General features: G+C 45.8%; 12 protein-coding genes. 4 read left to right on the forward strand and 8 right to left on the reverse strand.

Annotated features, from left to right (window positions below; translation table 11 throughout):
- Positions 1–50 precede the first annotated feature (50 nt).
- The 4 genes from pgi (at position 51) to IEW69_RS14815 (ending at position 5,899) form a co-directional block, all read left to right on the forward strand.
- The gene (pgi, locus tag IEW69_RS14800; protein WP_188627657.1) at positions 51–1,700 is read left to right on the forward strand and encodes a glucose-6-phosphate isomerase; all 1,650 of its coding nucleotides are present in this window, start codon (positions 51–53) and stop codon (positions 1,698–1,700) included.
- 100 nt (positions 1,701–1,800) lie between these two features.
- Positions 1,801–3,114, forward strand: a complete 1,314-nt coding sequence (locus IEW69_RS14805; protein WP_188627658.1) for a M16 family metallopeptidase — start codon at positions 1,801–1,803, stop codon at positions 3,112–3,114.
- Between the two features lie 82 nt (positions 3,115–3,196).
- Positions 3,197–5,269, forward strand: coding sequence for a M16 family metallopeptidase (locus tag IEW69_RS14810; protein WP_188627659.1), 2,073 nt, complete (start codon positions 3,197–3,199; stop codon positions 5,267–5,269).
- 102 nt (positions 5,270–5,371) lie between these two features.
- Positions 5,372–5,899 (forward strand): DUF4251 domain-containing protein, encoded by a 528-nt coding sequence (locus IEW69_RS14815; protein WP_188627660.1) that lies wholly within the window; start codon positions 5,372–5,374, stop codon positions 5,897–5,899.
- A 56-nt stretch (positions 5,900–5,955) separates the two neighbouring features.
- Here the strand turns inward: IEW69_RS14815 and IEW69_RS14820 are convergent, their stop codons facing one another.
- The 8 genes from IEW69_RS14820 to secA form a co-directional block, all read right to left on the reverse strand.
- Positions 5,956–6,972, reverse strand: coding sequence for a glutaminyl-peptide cyclotransferase (locus IEW69_RS14820; protein WP_229663637.1), 1,017 nt, complete (start codon positions 6,970–6,972; stop codon positions 5,956–5,958).
- Positions 6,973–7,033: 61 nt separating this feature from the next.
- The gene (locus tag IEW69_RS14825; RefSeq protein WP_188627662.1) at positions 7,034–7,396 is read right to left on the reverse strand and encodes a YraN family protein; all 363 of its coding nucleotides are present in this window, start codon (positions 7,394–7,396) and stop codon (positions 7,034–7,036) included.
- Between the two features lie 205 nt (positions 7,397–7,601).
- Positions 7,602–9,653 (reverse strand): DNA primase, encoded by a 2,052-nt coding sequence (gene dnaG, locus IEW69_RS14830; RefSeq protein WP_188627663.1) that lies wholly within the window; start codon positions 9,651–9,653, stop codon positions 7,602–7,604.
- Positions 9,643–11,211, reverse strand: a complete 1,569-nt coding sequence (locus IEW69_RS14835) for a serine hydrolase (RefSeq protein ID WP_188627664.1) — start codon at positions 11,209–11,211, stop codon at positions 9,643–9,645. The genes dnaG and IEW69_RS14835 overlap by 11 nt, the downstream gene beginning before the upstream one ends.
- A gap of 50 nt (positions 11,212–11,261) precedes the next feature.
- Entirely contained in the window at positions 11,262–12,194 is a 933-nt protein-coding gene (locus IEW69_RS14840) for a hypothetical protein (protein ID WP_188627665.1), read from the reverse strand.
- A gap of 5 nt (positions 12,195–12,199) precedes the next feature.
- Positions 12,200–13,387 (reverse strand): M20 metallopeptidase family protein, encoded by a 1,188-nt coding sequence (locus IEW69_RS14845; RefSeq protein ID WP_188627666.1) that lies wholly within the window; start codon positions 13,385–13,387, stop codon positions 12,200–12,202.
- Positions 13,377–13,817: an SPOR domain-containing protein gene (locus IEW69_RS14850; RefSeq protein ID WP_229663638.1), complete on the reverse strand. Its 441-nt coding sequence runs from the start codon at positions 13,815–13,817 to the stop codon at positions 13,377–13,379. The genes IEW69_RS14845 and IEW69_RS14850 overlap by 11 nt, the downstream gene beginning before the upstream one ends.
- 70 nt (positions 13,818–13,887) lie before the next feature.
- Entirely contained in the window at positions 13,888–17,193 is a 3,306-nt protein-coding gene (gene secA / locus IEW69_RS14855; RefSeq protein WP_188627667.1) for a preprotein translocase subunit SecA, read from the reverse strand.
- Positions 17,194–17,370 lie beyond the last annotated feature (177 nt).

A 17,370-nucleotide genomic window follows, 5' to 3' on the forward strand; every position in this document is an offset into this window, starting at 1 on the left:
CTTCGTTACCGGAATAAATATCTGCTATTTTAGCAATAAAAACATCAGATATGCTTCCAACTATTAATTTTACTGAAACACAAGCTTATAAATACCTCGCAGATCACTTCATAGACATCAACACCAAGAATCTAAAGGAGCTGTTTGCAGAGGATCCGGAACGCTTCCAGAAGTTCACCATCCTTTTTGATGACATTTTGCTGGATTACTCCAAAAACCGCATCAATGACACCACGATGGCGCTGTTGGTACAACTAGCCAAAGAGTGCAAACTTGATGAAGCCATAACGGCGATGTACGGTGGCGAGGCCATCAACCAGACAGAGAACAGGCCAGTATTACACATCGCGCTGCGGAATCAAAGCAATACGCCGATTCTGGTAGATGGAAAAGATGTGATGCCTGAAGTAAACCGCGTACTGGAGAAGATGAAAAGCTTCGCAACACGGGTTATTTCTGGAGAATGGAAGGGTTATACCGGCAAAGCCATTACCGATGTGGTGAACATTGGCATCGGGGGTTCTGACCTGGGTCCGGTGATGGTTACAGAAGCCCTGAAAGCCTATAAAAACCACCTGAACATGCATTTCGTGTCCAACATCGACGGCACACACATGGTGGAAACCTTGAAAACCGTAGATCCGGAAACAACCCTATTTCTGGTGGCCTCAAAAACCTTCACCACACAAGAGACCATGACCAACGCACGTTCTGCAAGAGCCTGGTTCCTGGAGCAAGGTGCAGCAGAGGACGACATCGCAAAACATTTCGCGGCATTATCAACAAACAGCAAGGATGTTGCGGCTTTTGGTATCAATACCGACAACATGTTTGAATTCTGGGATTGGGTAGGTGGCCGTTATTCTCTTTGGAGTGCTATCGGTTTGCCAATTGCTTTGAGCCTTGGTTTCGATAAGTTCGAAGAGCTGCTTAAAGGTGCACACGCCACCGACCAGCATTTTGAAAGTACGCCTTTTGAGAAGAATATTCCAGTGATTATGGGCTTGTTGGGCGTTTGGTACATCAACTTCTTTGATGCAGAGACACAGGCCATTTTGCCTTACGACCAGTACATGCATCGCTTTGCGGCTTATTTCCAGCAGGGCGACATGGAAAGTAACGGCAAACATGTGGACCGCAACGGTGAAGAGGTCAGTTATGAAACCGGTCCGGTAATCTGGGGTGAGCCTGGAACGAACGGTCAGCATGCTTTTTACCAGCTGATTCACCAGGGTACACGATTGATCCCTTGTGATTTCATCGCCCCTGCGCAGAGCTTAAATCCAATCGGTGAACACCACCCAATCCTTTTATCGAACTTCTTTGCACAAACAGAGGCCCTGATGAATGGTAAAACAGAAGCGCAGATCCATGAAGAGCTAAGCGCTGATGGTAAGTCTGCCGAAGAAATTGAAAAACTAGCACCATTTAAGGTGTTTGAAGGCAACAGACCAACGAACTCCTTCCTGTTGAAGAAAGTTACACCGTATACCCTGGGTGCTTTGATCGCGATGTATGAGCATAAGATCTTTGTACAGGGCATCATCTGGAACATCTTCAGTTTTGACCAATGGGGTGTGGAGCTTGGGAAACAACTTGCGAAAAGCATTCTGCCTGAGCTTAAAGGCGAAGAACAGGTTGATACGCATGATGCTTCAACAAACGGCTTGATTAACCAGTACAAAGCCTGGAGATCGTAGGCGCAAGTCCATTAAAAGTTACATACATTAGTAAGCATCCTGGCTCGTTCCCTACAGGTCAGGATGCTTAAACTTCCGCATTAAACGCAAAATCAAATAAATGAAAAAAAATCTCCTTGCAACCCTGGTCTTATCGGGCCTTTGTTTGAGCGCCTTGGCTCAAAAAGTAAAATTTACCGAGTACGACCTCGACAATGGCTTGCACGTCATCCTGCATCAGGATAAAACAGCACCCGTTGTGGCTGTGTCTGTTATGTACCACGTCGGCTCTAAAGATGAAGATCCAAAACGCACCGGCTTTGCTCACTTCTTTGAACACCTGCTTTTTGAAGGCAGTCCGAACCTTAAAAGAGGTGAGTTCATGAAAACGGTAAGCAGTAACGGTGGGCAGAATAATGCGAATACGAGTCAGGACCGTACTTTCTATTACGAGATGTTCCCTTCAAACCAGCTGGAGCTTGGTCTATGGCTGGAAAGTGAGCGTATGCTACAGCCGAAGATTGATGAGGCTGGCGTAAGAACGCAAAATGAAGTGGTTAAAGAAGAAAAAAGACTGCGTGTAGACAACTCGCCATATGGCAAGTTCTCAGAAAATATCTTCAAGCATTTGTTCAAGGGCACGCCCTACGAGTGGCAGATCATTGGTTCTATGGAGCACCTTGATGCTGCTACACTACCTGAATTCCTCGCCTTCTTCAAGAAATACTATGGTCCTGCGAATGCCGTGTTGACCATTGCAGGCGACATAGATGTAGAAAAAACAAAAGGTCTGGTGAAGAAGTACTTTGCTGAAGTACCAAAATCGGCACCAGTGGTTAAAGCCCCGTACAAGCTGCCTGAAATGAACAAGCAGATCATTGATACGGCATATGATGCGAACATCCAGATTCCGGCGATCTTTACCGCTTACCGTGTGCCGGGCATGCGCTCCAGAGATTCGAAGGTGATGGAAATGATCAGTTCTGTACTTTCTGGCGGTGGCAGCTCGAGATTGAACCGTAAAATGGTGGACGAGAAGAAAACGGCTTTACAGGTGAGTGCCTTCAACTATGGTCTTGAAGATCATGGTGCCTACATCGCGCTTGCTTTACCGAATAACAATACCCCACTGAATGATTTACTGGCGGATATTGACGCAGAAGTATTAAAGCTACAAACAGAACTTATTACGGATAAAGAGTTTAAGAAGCTGCAAAACCAGTTTGAAAACAGCTATGTAAGTGCAAACAGCAGGATGCTTGGCGTGGCAGAAAACCTGGCTTCAGGTTATACCTTCCACAACAAGAACACCAATGACATCAATGAGGAGCTGGACGTGATAAAGTCCATCACCCCGGAGGAAATCAGAGCGGTGGCGAAGAAGTATCTGAATAAGGATCAACGTGTGGTTCTTTATTATTTGCCTAAAAAGTAGTTGAATCCAAAACATTAATTATCCAGGAACATGGAGCTTTTTTTCTTTAAAGGCTTCAGCACCACAACATTATTTCAAACAGATGAGAAAAATATTCATACTTGCGCTTACCGGGCTTTTTGCACAATCGGTTATGGCGCAAAAGCTTGATAGAAGTCAGAAACCTAAACCAGGTCCGGCGCCTACCATTACTTTCGCAGATCCTGCGATCTACAAATTGCCGAACGGCATTACCGTTCTTGTGGTCGAAAACCATAAACTTCCAAAGGTGACTGCAACCTACAGCATCGATGCAGGCCCAATTACAGAAGGCGCTAAAGCTGGGGTGTTAAGCCTTATGGGCGGCATGCTGAACGAGGGTACCACTAAAAAGACAAAGGCGCAGTTTGATGAGGCGGTTGACCTTATGGGTGCAGACGTTAATGTAAGCTCATCAGGTGGTTCTGCTTCTTCATTGACACGCTATTTCAATGATGCTTTTATGCTGATGGCAGAAGCACTGCGTAATCCAGCATTCCCACAGGCATCATTCGACAAGTTGAAATCACAGACGCTAACGGGCATTAAATCTAACGAGCGCAGTGCATCGGCAATCTCAGGCCGCGTTGTGAATGCAATCAGCTATGGCACCGATCACCCGATGGGAGAGTTCGTTTCTGAGCAATCGGTGAATGCGATCACCCTGGAAGACGTGAAATCGGCATACAGCAAATACATCACCCCTTCAAGAGGCTATCTGACCTTTGTGGGTGACATTACACCTGCTGCGGCAAAAGCCTTGGCTACAAAGGCCTTTGGCGACTGGAAAGGCACTACCCTTACTTTGCCTAAACTAGCGTCGGTGAAAAATCCAACGCAGACAGAGATCGCGCTGATCGATGTACCTACGGCAGTACAGGCAGAAATTACGGTTACCAACCTTGTTGACCTGCCTTTAAGCAGTCCGGATTACCATGCGGTATTGCTTGCGAATCAGATTTTGGGTGGTGGTTCAGATGCGAAGCTTTTCACGAATCTTCGTGAGAAACATGGCTTCACTTATGGTGCGTACTCCTCAACGGGATCAGGCCGCTTTCAAGCTAAATTCAGCGCTAATGCTGCGGTAAGAAATGAAAAGGTGGATAGCGCTGTTGTTGAGTTTTTAAGAGAGATCAACATCATGCGCAGTGAAAAAGTAAGTGCCGTAGATCTTCAGAATGCAAAAAACCTGTACAATGGTACTTTCGCGTTGGGACTTGAAAACCCTGCTAGAATGGCATCTTTTGCGTTGAACATCATGATCAACGATCTGCCAAAGGATTTCTACAGAACCTATTTGCAAAAGATCAATGCCGTGACGCAGGAAGATGTGTTACGCGTGAGTAAGAAATACTTCGGTCATGACGATGCGCGTGTAATTATCGTTGGTAAACAGGATGACATCTTGCCAGGATTGAAGAAGTTGGGCTATGATGTTAAGCTGTACGACAAGTACGCGAAACCAGTGAATGAAGCTGCTGTGGTTGGTGTACCGAAGAAGGCACCTGCAGAGGTCATTGTTACATACTTAAAGGCAATTGGCGGTGAAGCAGCATTGAGCAAGGTGAAGTCATACACTGCAAATGGCGACTTTGAAGTAATGGGTCAGAAGCTTAACCTGGTGGTGAAGCAGATGGCACCAAACATGGAAGCGACGATTGTATCTATGGGCGGCACAACGGTAATGAAGGACACTTTTGATGGGACCACCGGCATCAAGGTACAAGGACCTGCGAGCATCAACTATACTGCTGAAGAAGTAAAAGAGAAGAAAGCCAGAAAGGGTATTTTTGAACAACTTTACTACAGCAGTGCTAAAGTTGAGGATGGCGGAGTTGTGCAAGTGAACGGCGCACCGGCTTACAAGCTTAACGTGGTAATGCATAATGGCACTAGAAAGTCGGATTACTACGATGCAAAAAGCGGACTGCTGGTTAGAGAAGACCGGTATACTAAAATTGGTGACAAGGAAGTGCTGATCGAGATTTCTTTCAGCGAATACAAAAAGATTGGAGATATAATGTTTCCTTATAAACTTGTTCAGACCATACCAGTGGGTGAAACAACCCAGACTATGGGCATGTCTCTGAAGGATATAACTTTAAATGCACCGCTAACAGCTGCGGATTTCAAGTAGTATTAACAGCTACAAAAAGCCGGATCAAAGAACTTGATCCGGCTTTTTTATGGATTAAACCTTTTGCATGCATCCTTGTTTAATATTAATAACTACATAATTATGAAATCATTAACTAAAATTCTCACCATTATATTTGCGTTTGGCGCATTGCAGGCCTCCGCACAAACAGATAAGGAAACAACTGAACGGATCGTTAAGCAGCAGAACTTCGTTTTTAACGCCGTAACTGCAATTCCAATGGCTGACAATGCCTTGAATCAGGTCTTAAATCAATATCCGAACTCCAGGAACAACCTGTTGAACCTTTCCGGGCAGCAGTACGATGTCCGGGTAACGAAGGACAGTGTAGTGGCTTATCTGCCTTTCTACGGCCGTTCATTTACCCCATCTTACGACCCTAACGACTCCGGCACAAAGTTCAAGTCTAAAGACTTCAAGTACAATGCGGAGAAAAAGAAGAAGAACTGGGTGATTACCATTGAACCCAATGATGTAAGAGATCACCAGAAACTGGTGTTCAACATTTCAGAGAAAGGGTATGCAAGTCTTTCGGTTCAGAACGTCAACAGACAGCCCATGTCTTTCAATGGAAATCTGAGTGAACCTAAAGAAAAGAAGAAAGATTAGGGAATTTGGGGTTGTATAGCATATTTAATCGATAATGCGCAAAGCCCTTTAAATACCTATTGTGTTTTAGCTGGGACCAGCTTGATCTCGAACAGTTTGTCCCATCTTTTTCCTGTAATGAAAAGACGCTTTCCTTTTGCGTCCCATGCGATTCCATTTAAGACATCTGTGTTAATGAAAGTGTCACTCTGTGGCAGAATACCAGTCGCATCAATATAAGCTTCTACAGCGCCTGTTTTGGGGTCTATAATGGCTATTCTGTTCGACTGATAGATGTTCGCGTATAACTTTCCGTCAATATACTCCAGTTCATTCAGCTGACTTACCTCACCCTGATCGTCATAAACCTCAATTGAACGCTCTTCCTGGTAGTTATCCTTGTTCAGGAACCAAATCTTATTTGTTCCATCAGATTTCAGCAACTGCTTACCATCGAAGGTTAAGCCCCAGCCCTCGCGACTGTTTTGATAGTTGAATGTGCTGAGCTGCTTGAAGCTTTGTGCGTCGTACACAAAGCCCATATTGTGCTGCCAGGTTAGCATGATAACTTTCCCGTCGATCAGTGTAGAACCTTCAGCGAAGTAAGGCGGTGCAATGTCAATGCGCTGCAGCGTTTTGCCTGTTTTAAGCTCCACCCAGCGTAAGGTCGATTTCCCCACCTCCCCTGTGCTTTCCAGCAATCTGCCGTCGTGGTACTCCAAGCCTTGGGTATAAGAAGTTGTGTCGTGCGGAAAGGCATTTACCACCTGGTAGCCATGGATCACCGGCTTAATCGCCGATTTCACAAGGATGTTTACCGTCAGGGTGTCTTTGTTGGTGCCATTGTCCACGATTGCGGAGATTAGTTTGTAGCCAAGCGAAAGGTCCTTCGTTGGGAACCGGAATGCTGTGCCATCGTTTTTGGTTCCCAGCTGTGTACTGTCGAGCATGTAGGTCACCGACTTAATGGTCTGCCCTTCCGGAACTTCCAGCTGGACATCTACATCCTGCCCCAGCACATAAGATGCACCTTGTTCCGGTGCTTTAAAGCCGTATCCCGGCGTGCTGCCGCCATTTTCTTGCTTGCAGCTCATACATGCTGTAGAAAGGATCAAAGAAAAGAGAAATAGGAACTTGGTATTTTTTATGGTAACATTAGCTTGGCCAAAACGCATCTTGTATATGATTAATCTGATAAAGGTCTTTATTTTCAAATATAATAGCAATTATGTCAAATCGTATTTCCCCATGATGATTCCGTTGGGCAATGTATGCTGAAGAGGCAAATTCAAGCTGTTTTTCTTTCTTCCAGTTGACGAAATCTTCAGGTTCACCATGATCGGCGGAACGCCGGGTCTTTACTTCTACGAAAATGATCCTTTGATCTTTGCTGGCGATCAGATCAAGCTCCGCACGACCATAACGCCAATTCTGGTCCAATATTCTGTATCCTGCATCAATCAGGAAGTCTTTTGCGAGTTGTTCGCCATATCGGCCAAGATCCAGGTGTACTGCCATAGGCGAATTATTATTGGTTTACAGAAATGAAAACAGAGCATTGAAGCATAAATTGCGATATAGAGATTTTCTTTATGAGTGACGAACTAAGTGATGCGCTTTGTCAAACTTGAATAGCTTGTTGCTTAAAGGTTTATCCATCATTACGGAAGTTTTGCGCAGATACTACTTTGTACGGCCGACCGCACCCTCAAAAAAATGCAGTTTATTTCAGGATCACCGAGCCTAGAAACTTGGAAATCTCCTTTTCTACGTTCTTGATGTGCGCGTAGCGCTGCATTAAAATCTCCTGATTGGTGGCATCATTTTCTTCTTTAATCTCCTGCAGCAGGTCCAATAGAATCTGGTCTACCTTGCGCTTCTTCAAATGAAAAATACCACCCAGCACCGTTGCTTTCAGGTTCATGGTTTCATCCCGCACATAGATTTGATGCCGGTTGTACCAGTTTTCACTTAATGCATAGGGCGAAGTAGAAAGGGTGATGGCCAGGTCAGCGATCTCCCGATCCTCCCCTTTGATGAACTGATTTGCGACAGGCAATTGCCCGTTTTCAATCTCGTCGCGGTAGGCCGCGATGATCCGCTTGCAGATCGGGTGTTTAAAGCTCACATCCGAAAGGTTCTGGATGATGAACGATCCAATGAACATGTTGTCGATCTTGTCCCAGTTCACGAGCTCATGCCCATAAGCCAATAACAGTCGCACGATCTCCTTCTCCTGCACTTCCTCCTGATCAATCGTTACCGGCGCTGGTTGCGGACTGTCATCAAACAGGTTCTCAGGCGGCTGATCCGGATGGAACTGTGAAGGCTGAAAATTAGATTGCTGGTATTGACCTTGCTGATACTTTCCCTGCTGCCCAGAAGGGTATTGTCCCTGCTGGCCTGAAGGATACTGTCCCTGCTGGCTGGATGGGTATTGCCCCTGCTGCTGGTTTGTGGCTTTCTTAAACTTCGCCGCACGCATACTGTTCAGCTCCGTCAGCAAAATCCGCTCTTCCACCTGCAGGAGGTGACTGCATTCGCGGATAAACACGGAGGCCTTGATGTTGTCAGGAATCTTCGCAATGCTTTCTACGATATCCCGGATAATCCCCGCTCGTTTGATCGGGTCGTTGCCGGCTTCCTTAAGTAAGGTATCTGCTTTGAAAAGGATAAAATCCTTGCGGTTATTTTCAATGTAGTGCTTGAATGCACCGGCACCCACGAGGTGCATATACGAATCCGGGTCATGCCCGTCAGGGAAGTTCAGCACCTTTACGTTTAGCCCTTCCTCCAGGATCATGTCCAGCCCACGGAGGGAAGCTTTGATCCCCGCAGCATCACCATCATACAGCATGGTCACGTTCTGCGTGAAGCGGCCGATCAGCCGGATCTGCTCTGTCGTCAGTGAAGTACCTGATGAAGCCACTACGTTCTCCACGCCCGCCTGATGCGCCGAAAGTACATCCGCATAACCTTCTACAAGATAGCAGTTGTCCAGATCCCGGATCGCCTTCTTCGCGTGGTACAAGCCATAAAGCACGTTAGATTTATGGTAGATATCACTCTCCGGCGAGTTGACGTACTTGGGAACGTTCTTATCGGTCTTTAGGGTTCTTCCGCCGAAGCCGATTACCCTGCCGGTGAAGTTATGGATGGGAAACATGACCCTACCGCGGAAGCGGTCGTACAGCTTGCCTTTCTCGTTTTTCACGACCAGGCCGGTGCTTTCCAGGTAGGCTTCCCGGTGGCCCGCAGCTTTGGAGGCATTGATCAGCGCATCCCAGGAATCCGGCGAATAGCCCAGCTCAAACTTTCTGATGATGTCTTCACGGAAACCACGCTCCTTGAAGTAGCTTAAACCTACGGCACGGCCCTCAGAACCATTCCAGAGCTGCTCACTGAAAAAGCCCGCAGCATATTGCGAAACGATGTACAGCGCCTCACGGGCGTTTTGCGCCTCAATGTTCTGCGGACTTTGTACCGTCTCCTCAACCGGAATGTTATACTTATTGGCAAGAAACTTCAGGGCCTCCGGATAGGAATACTTCTCATGGTCCATGATGAAGTGGACCGCATCGCCCCCTTTACCACAGCCGAAGCACTTGTAGATCCCCTTGGTTACCGAAACGTTGAAGGAAGGCGTCTTCTCATTGTGAAAAGGACAGTTTCCAATCAGGCTGGTACCGCGTTTCTTTAAAGCAACAAAATCACCGACAACCTCCTCAATACGGGCGGCATCCATGATTTTATTGATGGTTTCACTATTTATCATGCACTCGTGTAAAATCTAAGTCCTGGAAATCAAAGCTGAAATCCGTAAGCGGCGAAATTGCCTCCATCTTAAATCCGATGGGTTTAGCTTCATGATTTAAGGTAAAGGTTACAAAAGCATCCGCGTCGAGGCTACGCTCATTCCATTTTACAATAAACGTGTTGCCCTTATAAAAGTACATCTTGCCTTGTAACTTAGGTGCATTTTTAGCGGTAAAATAGTACCCGGTTTTACGCGCGTCGATGTTTACATTTCCAAACCAAGAGTCTTTATAGTCGCCTTCAATCTGCTGCAATCCGCCTTTGCCTTTAGATGCTTTCTGCTGTGCTGCAATCGCGGCAGAAACATTATCGGTAATTGCTTTGGCTTCTTTCTCGTTGGCCAATCGCGCATCATTGTACTGCTTAATCCGGTCTTTGCCTTTGATGCCGAAGTAGCTGTCTTTAATGGTATTCGTGATGGCCGTAAATGCCGCGCCCGACTGCTGGTTGGTGAGCACAATAATGCCTAGTTTAAGTTCAGGAAGAATGGTCACCTGCGTAACGATACCTGCCAGTCCACCGGTATGTGAAGCCTGGAAATAACCATTTACGTCACTTAAAAACCAGCCAATTCCGTAACTATTAAAGTGCGTATTGTAAGGAGAACCACCTTTAACAAGCGTTTGTGGTGTCCACATTTCCTGATGCACCTGCTTGCTATACAGTTGCTTGTTCAGCCCCTCGCCATACTTCCCCTCATCGATCTTCGAAATCACCCATTTGCTCATATCCACAACGTTGGAGTACATGCCACCGGCAGCATTAGCCAGCTCACTGAAACTTAGTCCAACAGGCACCAGCTTATCTCCAATAGGTGCATGGCCATCTATAACATTGCTTTTATCCTTGAGCCTGTACCAGGAAGCTGCCGTTGCAGTCATACCCAAGGGCTGAATAATCTTCTGCTCAATAAAATCTTCAAAGGTCATCTTAGATACCCTGGCTACAACCTCTCCTGCGATAATGTACAACAGGTTATCATAGTCGTATTTGGAGCGGAAAGAGGAAACTGGTTTAAGATAGCGCAGGTTGTGAATAAGTTGTTCCTTGTTAATGGTATTTGAATCCGGCCAGATCATCAGGTCGCCTGCACCGAGCCCCAGTCCACTGCGGTGCGTCAGCAAGTCGCGCACCGTAAATTCCTGCGTTACATAGGTATCATACAGCTTAAATTCAGGGATCACGTCTGTCACTTTGGTGTCCCATTCCAGCTTACCCTGATCCACCAACATCCCAACAGCGGCAGCCGTAAAAGCTTTACTATTTGATGCCACGCCAAAAAGGGTATTTTCATCAACTTTCTCGTTGGTTTTGATGGACCGCACCCCATAGCCTTTTGCATGGATCAGTTTACCATCCTTCACAATGCCGAGCGCAATGCCGGGCACATTGAAGGTGCTTAGCGTCTTATTTACAACGCTGTCCAGCTGCGCCGCGCTGAGTTGTGCTTTAACTTCAAATCTTGTCGTAAACAGCAACAGTGCTGCGACAAATAAAATATATCTTGAGTTTTTCATGCTATAATATGCTATTCCAGGGCTCTTGCTAAGCGCCTTTGTTGCTCAGCTTAATTTCTGTAATCTTTGTGGAGAATCAGGAAACTTGCACGCTCCTCTTTTTTCAAAGGGATGTTCCAATTGCCCTGATAGGTGATTTTGCTCGGTAACTTCGTTTCATTAAGGTAGCGCATTTCAATGTTCATCTGCACATCGAAATCAAATAAAAGATTATCATATTTCATGTCCACATACCGGCCAAGGATTTCAAAATTACGCTTGTCGAAAATGGTGGTCAGTGTCTTAATCATGAGACCGTCCTTCGTCCAGCTGCTCAGGTCTGGTTTAACCTTAACCTCAAAGCGGTACACCGGAATGGAGTCCAGGTAAGTGGCACTGTAGAAGCTATAATCGTAATACTGGCGCATGTTGGCGGAAAAGATTTCCGTCTTGTTGCCAATCAGCGGCAAACCTTTCACGGGTCTTCCCGGAGAGAAGATCAAGGTCTTCAGCTTATCCTTATAGCTGCCGTTCTTCCCGTCGGCGGTCTTCGCGTTGAAGCTGCCATCCGAGAATTCTGATTGGTACGCATTCATGAAGATGTAATCGAACATCTCCAGCGTATAAAGCTGGTATTTGCCATTCTTCTTGAACACCTTTCCGCTGTCCTGCTTTACCAGGTACTGCACCTTATTGCCTTTTGTAGTCAGGTGATTGATCTTGCGGTAAATTTTACCGTTTATCTTGTTTTTTTTGTCGTAGGTATAGAACTGGTTCTCCGCCTGGAAGCGGTATTTCTTCATCTCCCGGAAAGCCTGGTAAAAGCTGGTATCGTTGATGATCGCCTGGATAAAGGTCTCCACATTCAGACGACTCGCCTTGATGTTCACAACAGAATCAAGCTGAATGGTTTGTAGTGTGTCCGGGTTGAAGCGCTGAATTTCCTGCGCAGAAGCGGTTTTCAGACCAAGAAACAAGAAAAGAAGAAGGAATCTTTTGTGCATTATAACTAGTTACCCAACTGCTTCAATGCAATGTATGCCATCAAACCTGTCGAGGTCTTCAGTGCATCTTCGTCTACATCAAAGTTGGGGGTGTGTACAGAGTTCGTGGTGTTCTTAGCAGGATTTCCTGTGCCTAAACGGTAGAAACAAGCGTTTGTAACCTGTGAGTAGTAGGCAAAATCTTCCGCGGCCATCCAGATATCCAGATCTTCCACGTTTTCCTTACCCAGGTAATCTTCTGCGTAGGCTTTGGCATTTGCAGTAAGCTGCTCCTCATTGATCAGGAACGGATAGCCATGCATGATGTTGAAATCACAGCTGCCACCCATACTCTCGGCAATGCCTTCTGCCATTTTCTTCATCCTGGCAAGCGCTTCTTTGCGCCAGTCTTCGTTCAGCGTACGGAAAGTGCCTTCCAGCTTCACTTCATTGGGTATGATGTTCGTCGCACCATTCGCATTCACTTTTCCAAAGGATAAAACCGTTGGCAAACGCGGATCTGCATTGCGACTCACCACTTGCTGCAGGGCAACAAGGATATGTGCCGTAATCAGTACCGGATCGATGTTCTGGTGTGGCTGTGCACCATGGCCGCCCTTTCCATGCACCGTAACATACAGCTCATCTGTGCTGGCCATGTAAATACCAGAACGGAAGCCAACCTTACCACTTGGAATCAGTGGCATTACATGCTGACCGACGATGTTATGCGGCACTGGATTTTCCAGAACACCTTCTTGAATCATGATACTCGCGCCGCCAGGTAAAACCTCTTCAGCAGGTTGAAAAATCAGTTTGATGGTACCGCCAAACGAGTCCTTTAGATTGTTCAATATAAAAGCCGTGCCCAGCAAAGAAGCGCTGTGCACATCATGACCGCAGGCATGCATTACACCCGGGTTCCTGGAAGCATAGGGTTTATCATTGGTTTCAAAGATGGGCAGTGCATCCATATCGGCACGCAAAGCGATGACTTGGTCGGATGGTAAAGCACCTTCAATAATGCCCACAACACCGGTATTGGCCATGCTGGAAAAAGGGATACCCCAGCTTTCAAGCTTGTCCTTAATAAACTTTGAAGTTTCAAATTCCTTGAACGACAGTTCTGGATTGGCATGCAGGTGCTGGCGAAAGGCCACCACATCATCAAATACCTGTGCCGCTAAGTGCTGGATCTTATCTTTAGTTATCATTGCTGTAATCTAGATTAGGCGCATTTATCTTCTCCCGGAAGATAAACAAAGTTGGATAGGTTGATCTGAGTTCAGACATCAGCTTCTGCGCTTCCATACGGGTCCGGAAGTCGCCAACGCGGAGGTAGTAGTTCGGCTCCTTGTAGGTTACGTAGGTCATCAGGGCCGGGTAAAGCGCAGAAAAACGTGCCTGCTCTTTAAAGACGACCCTACGGTCCGATCCGTAGTAAACCTGAACCCGGTATCCCATCTGAGAAACAATCGCACTGCCTGGTTTAGTCGTAACCGGCGCATCCTTCTTATTAAGCAGAATTCGCTTTTCAATGATGGTATCAATCTTGGGATCTTTAACAACTGTCACCGTCCCTTTGCTCTGGGCCAGGGTCGTTAAACCAATTACAGTCAACAAACAGGTAAATAATAACTTCATGAAAAGGTCCTAAAAAGAAGAATGCCGATATTCTTTTACAAAAATCGGCATTCTTCGTGGGTATTACAAATTACATTCCAGCGCCATGGCAATTCTTGAACTTCTTGCCGCTACCACAAGGGCATGGCTCATTTCTTCCCGTTACTACTTCCTTGCGGATGGGTGTTTGCGGAACTGCCTCACGCGTATCGTCCATAACAATGGCATCGCTGGTCGCAGATTGAAACTCCGGTTTAGAAGTTTTCACATTCGCCGGAACAGCTTTAGGTGCTTCTGGAGCCTCCTGAATCTGCTCTGGTTCCTGCTGAACCGGAATTCCACCTTTGTATAAGAAACTAACTACCTCTTTATTTACCGCATTAAGCATGTTTTTAAATAGGTTGAAAGCCTCCATTTTATAGATGATCAATGGATCTTTTTGCTCATAAACAGCATTCTGTACAGACTGCTTAAGCTCATCCATCTCACGTAAGTGCTCTTTCCATGACTCATCGATCAAGCCCAATACAATGGTCTTCTCGAATGATTTGGTGATCTCTCTACCGTTGTTATCGATCGCAACCTTTAGGCCTACTGGCACCTGGATGCTTCTGATACCATCAGTGAAAGGAATTACGATCTGCTCAATATAAGTACCGCGCTCGTCATACACCTGTTTCAATACTGGTAGCGCCTGCTGAATGATCGCATCAGACTTTCTTTCATAGAATGAAGAAGCTTCTGTAAATAAGCGATCTGTTAGCGCATTGATGTTCTGACTGGAGAATTCAGCTGAAGTGATTTCGGTGTCCATAGAGAAGTTACGAATCACTTCCAGCTTAAAGCCGTCGTAATTTGCAGACTCCTTATATTCTGTAACGATATCTTCCGCTACGTCAAACACCATGTTGCTCATGTCAACGTCTAAACGCTCACCGAACAATGCATTTCTACGTTTCGCATAGATAACGGTACGCTGTGAGTTCATCACATCATCGTACTCCAGTAAACGCTTACGGATACCAAAGTTGTTCTCTTCAACTTTCTTCTGTGCACGCTCAATAGATTTGGTGATCATGGAATGCTGAATGACTTCACCTTCCTCGATACCCATTTTCACCATAATGTTCGAAATACGTTCTGAACCGAATAATCGCATTAGGTTATCTTCCAGAGACACAAAGAATTGTGACGAACCTGGATCACCCTGACGACCGGCACGACCACGTAGCTGTCTGTCTACACGACGAGACTCATGTCTTTCTGTACCTACAATCGCTAAACCACCGGCTTCCTTCACGCCTGCGCCTAACTTGATATCCGTACCACGACCAGCCATGTTGGTGGCGATGGTTACTGTACCTGCCTGACCTGCTTCGGCAACGATGTCTGCCTCGCGCTGGTGCATCTTCGCATTCAGTACATTATGTTTAATACCGCGCAACTTAAGCATGCGGCTTAATAATTCTGAAATCTCTACAGAAGTGGTACCCACAAGAACCGGACGACCGGCCTCCGTAAGCTTACCAATCTCTTCTGCTACTGCATTGTATTTTTCTCTAACTGTACGGTAAACATAATCCTGGTGATCCGTTCTTGAAATCGCACGGTTGGTTGGAATTTCAACCACGTCCAATTTGTAGATCGACCAGAACTCACCCGCTTCCGTAGTCGCGGTACCGGTCATACCACATAATTTGTGGTACATTCTGAAGAAGTTCTGCAGGGTAACCGTTGCATAGGTTTGTGAAGCATCTTCAACTTTAACGTTCTCTTTTGCTTCAATCGCCTGGTGCAATCCATCAGAGTAGCGGCGACCGTCCATAATACGACCAGTCTGCTCATCTACAATCTTAATCTTGCCTTCGTCGATGATGTACTCAACGTCTGCCTCAAACAAGGTATAAGCTTTTAACAATTGGTTTACAGAGTGAATTCTTTCTGCTTTGATCGAGTAATCACGCATCAATTCATCTTTCGCCTGCACCTTTTCTTCGTTGCTCATTGCAGATTTTTCAATCTCCGCAATCTCGGTACCCACATCAGGTAATACGAAGAAGCTCGCATCCTCACCAGATTTGGTGATCAGCTCAATACCCTTTTCCGTTAATTCTACCTGGTTGTTTTTCTCGTCGATGTAGAAGTACAACTCCTCATCTACCTTCGGCATGTTCTTAGACTGATCTGCCAGATAGTGATTTTCTGTTTTCAGTAAAGTCTGCTTTACACTTCCTTCACTTAAAAACTTGATCAATGCTTTATTTTTAGGCAAACCACGGTGTGCTCTAAGTAAGGCTAATCCACCCTCATCAGCACCGGTCTTACCATCATTAATCAATTTCTTAGCTTCGTTTAATGCTCTGGAAACATAATCTTTCTGTGCAGAAACCAAACGCTCAATGCGTGGTTTCAACTCATAAAACTCATGCTGATCACCGAAAGGAACCGGACCAGAGATGATCAATGGCGTACGTGCATCATCAATCAATACCGAATCGACCTCATCGACCATCGCGAAGTGCAGCTTGCGTTGCACCAACTGACCTGGTGTTTGAGACATATTGTCGCGCAGGTAATCGAAACCAAACTCATTGTTCGTTCCGTAAGTAATATCTGCAGTATAAGCGTTTCTACGTGCTTCAGAGTTTGGTTCGTGTTTATCAATACAATCTACACGTAGACCATGGAATTCGAACAAAGGACCGTTCCACTCCGAGTCACGTCGTGCAAGGTAGTCGTTGACTGTAACGATGTGTACGCCCTGACCAGCTAAGGCGTTCAGGTATGCAGGCAATGTACTTACAAGGGTTTTACCCTCACCTGTTGCCATCTCTGCAATCTTCCCGCTGTGTAGTACAATACCACCAATCAGCTGCACATCATAGTGCACCATGTTCCAAACTACGTCATTCCCGGCAGCATCCCAATGGTTTGCCCAGATTGCCTTGTCGCCCTGAATGGTTACGTTTGCTTTACGCGCTGCATAGTTGCGGTCGTATTCTGTCGCCGTAACTTCCAGGAACTGGTTCTCCGAAAAACGTCTTGAAGTTTCCTTAACCACGGCAAATGCCTGCGGAAGGATATCCAACAGCACTGTTTCCAGTTCTTTATCTCTGTCTTTTGCTAAAGCATCCACCTGATCATAGATCGCGGTTTTACCAGCAAGATCCAGCTCAGCACCTTCTGCGCTTGCTTTCAGATCGCCGATTTTACCATCTATATCTGCAAGTGCTTTTGCGATAACATCCTTAAAGTAAACGGTTTTTGAACGAAGTTCGTCGTTGGAAATAGACGAGAGTTTAGCGTATTCTTCGTTTATTTTGATTACAAGGGGTTGGATCGCCTTAATGTCTCTTTCTGACTTGCTTCCAAATACCTTGGTTAAAAATCCTAACATGTCTTATGCCTAATATTTTATAAAATTGAGAAATTTACAACAACCAGGCCATTGCCCCAACACAGGTCATTATGGCAGTTGTCGCCGCTAAAAATACGAAATATCCTGTACTTTGCTCAGGCGCCTTTTGTATTATTTGCATTAATTAAACCATAAACTGGATAAAGTTCCTCAAAC

The organism is Pedobacter quisquiliarum, from assembly GCF_014642175.1.
GTDB classification, from domain to species: Bacteria; Bacteroidota; Bacteroidia; order Sphingobacteriales; family Sphingobacteriaceae; genus Pedobacter; species Pedobacter quisquiliarum.

Bases quoted from the DNA above. Each gene is read 5' to 3' on its own strand.
- IEW69_RS14840 (WP_188627665.1), bottom strand. From the start codon at position 12,194: ATGCACAAAAGATTCCTTCTTCTTTTCTTGTTTCTTGGTCTGAAAACC.
- pgi (WP_188627657.1), top strand. From the start codon at position 51: ATGCTTCCAACTATTAATTTTACTGAAACACAAGCTTATAAATACCTC.
- IEW69_RS14835 (WP_188627664.1), bottom strand. From the start codon at position 11,211: ATGAAAAACTCAAGATATATTTTATTTGTCGCAGCACTGTTGCTGTTT.
- IEW69_RS14845 (WP_188627666.1), bottom strand. From the start codon at position 13,387: ATGATAACTAAAGATAAGATCCAGCACTTAGCGGCACAGGTATTTGAT.
- IEW69_RS14820 (WP_229663637.1), bottom strand. From the start codon at position 6,972: ATGAGCTGCAAGCAAGAAAATGGCGGCAGCACGCCGGGATACGGCTTT.
- IEW69_RS14810 (WP_188627659.1), top strand. From the start codon at position 3,197: ATGAGAAAAATATTCATACTTGCGCTTACCGGGCTTTTTGCACAATCG.
- dnaG (WP_188627663.1), bottom strand. From the start codon at position 9,653: ATGATAAATAGTGAAACCATCAATAAAATCATGGATGCCGCCCGTATT.
- IEW69_RS14805 (WP_188627658.1), top strand. From the start codon at position 1,801: ATGAAAAAAAATCTCCTTGCAACCCTGGTCTTATCGGGCCTTTGTTTG.
- IEW69_RS14825 (WP_188627662.1), bottom strand. From the start codon at position 7,396: ATGGCAGTACACCTGGATCTTGGCCGATATGGCGAACAACTCGCAAAA.
- IEW69_RS14850 (WP_229663638.1), bottom strand. From the start codon at position 13,817: ATGAAGTTATTATTTACCTGTTTGTTGACTGTAATTGGTTTAACGACC.
- secA (WP_188627667.1), bottom strand. From the start codon at position 17,193: ATGTTAGGATTTTTAACCAAGGTATTTGGAAGCAAGTCAGAAAGAGAC.
- IEW69_RS14815 (WP_188627660.1), top strand. From the start codon at position 5,372: ATGAAATCATTAACTAAAATTCTCACCATTATATTTGCGTTTGGCGCA.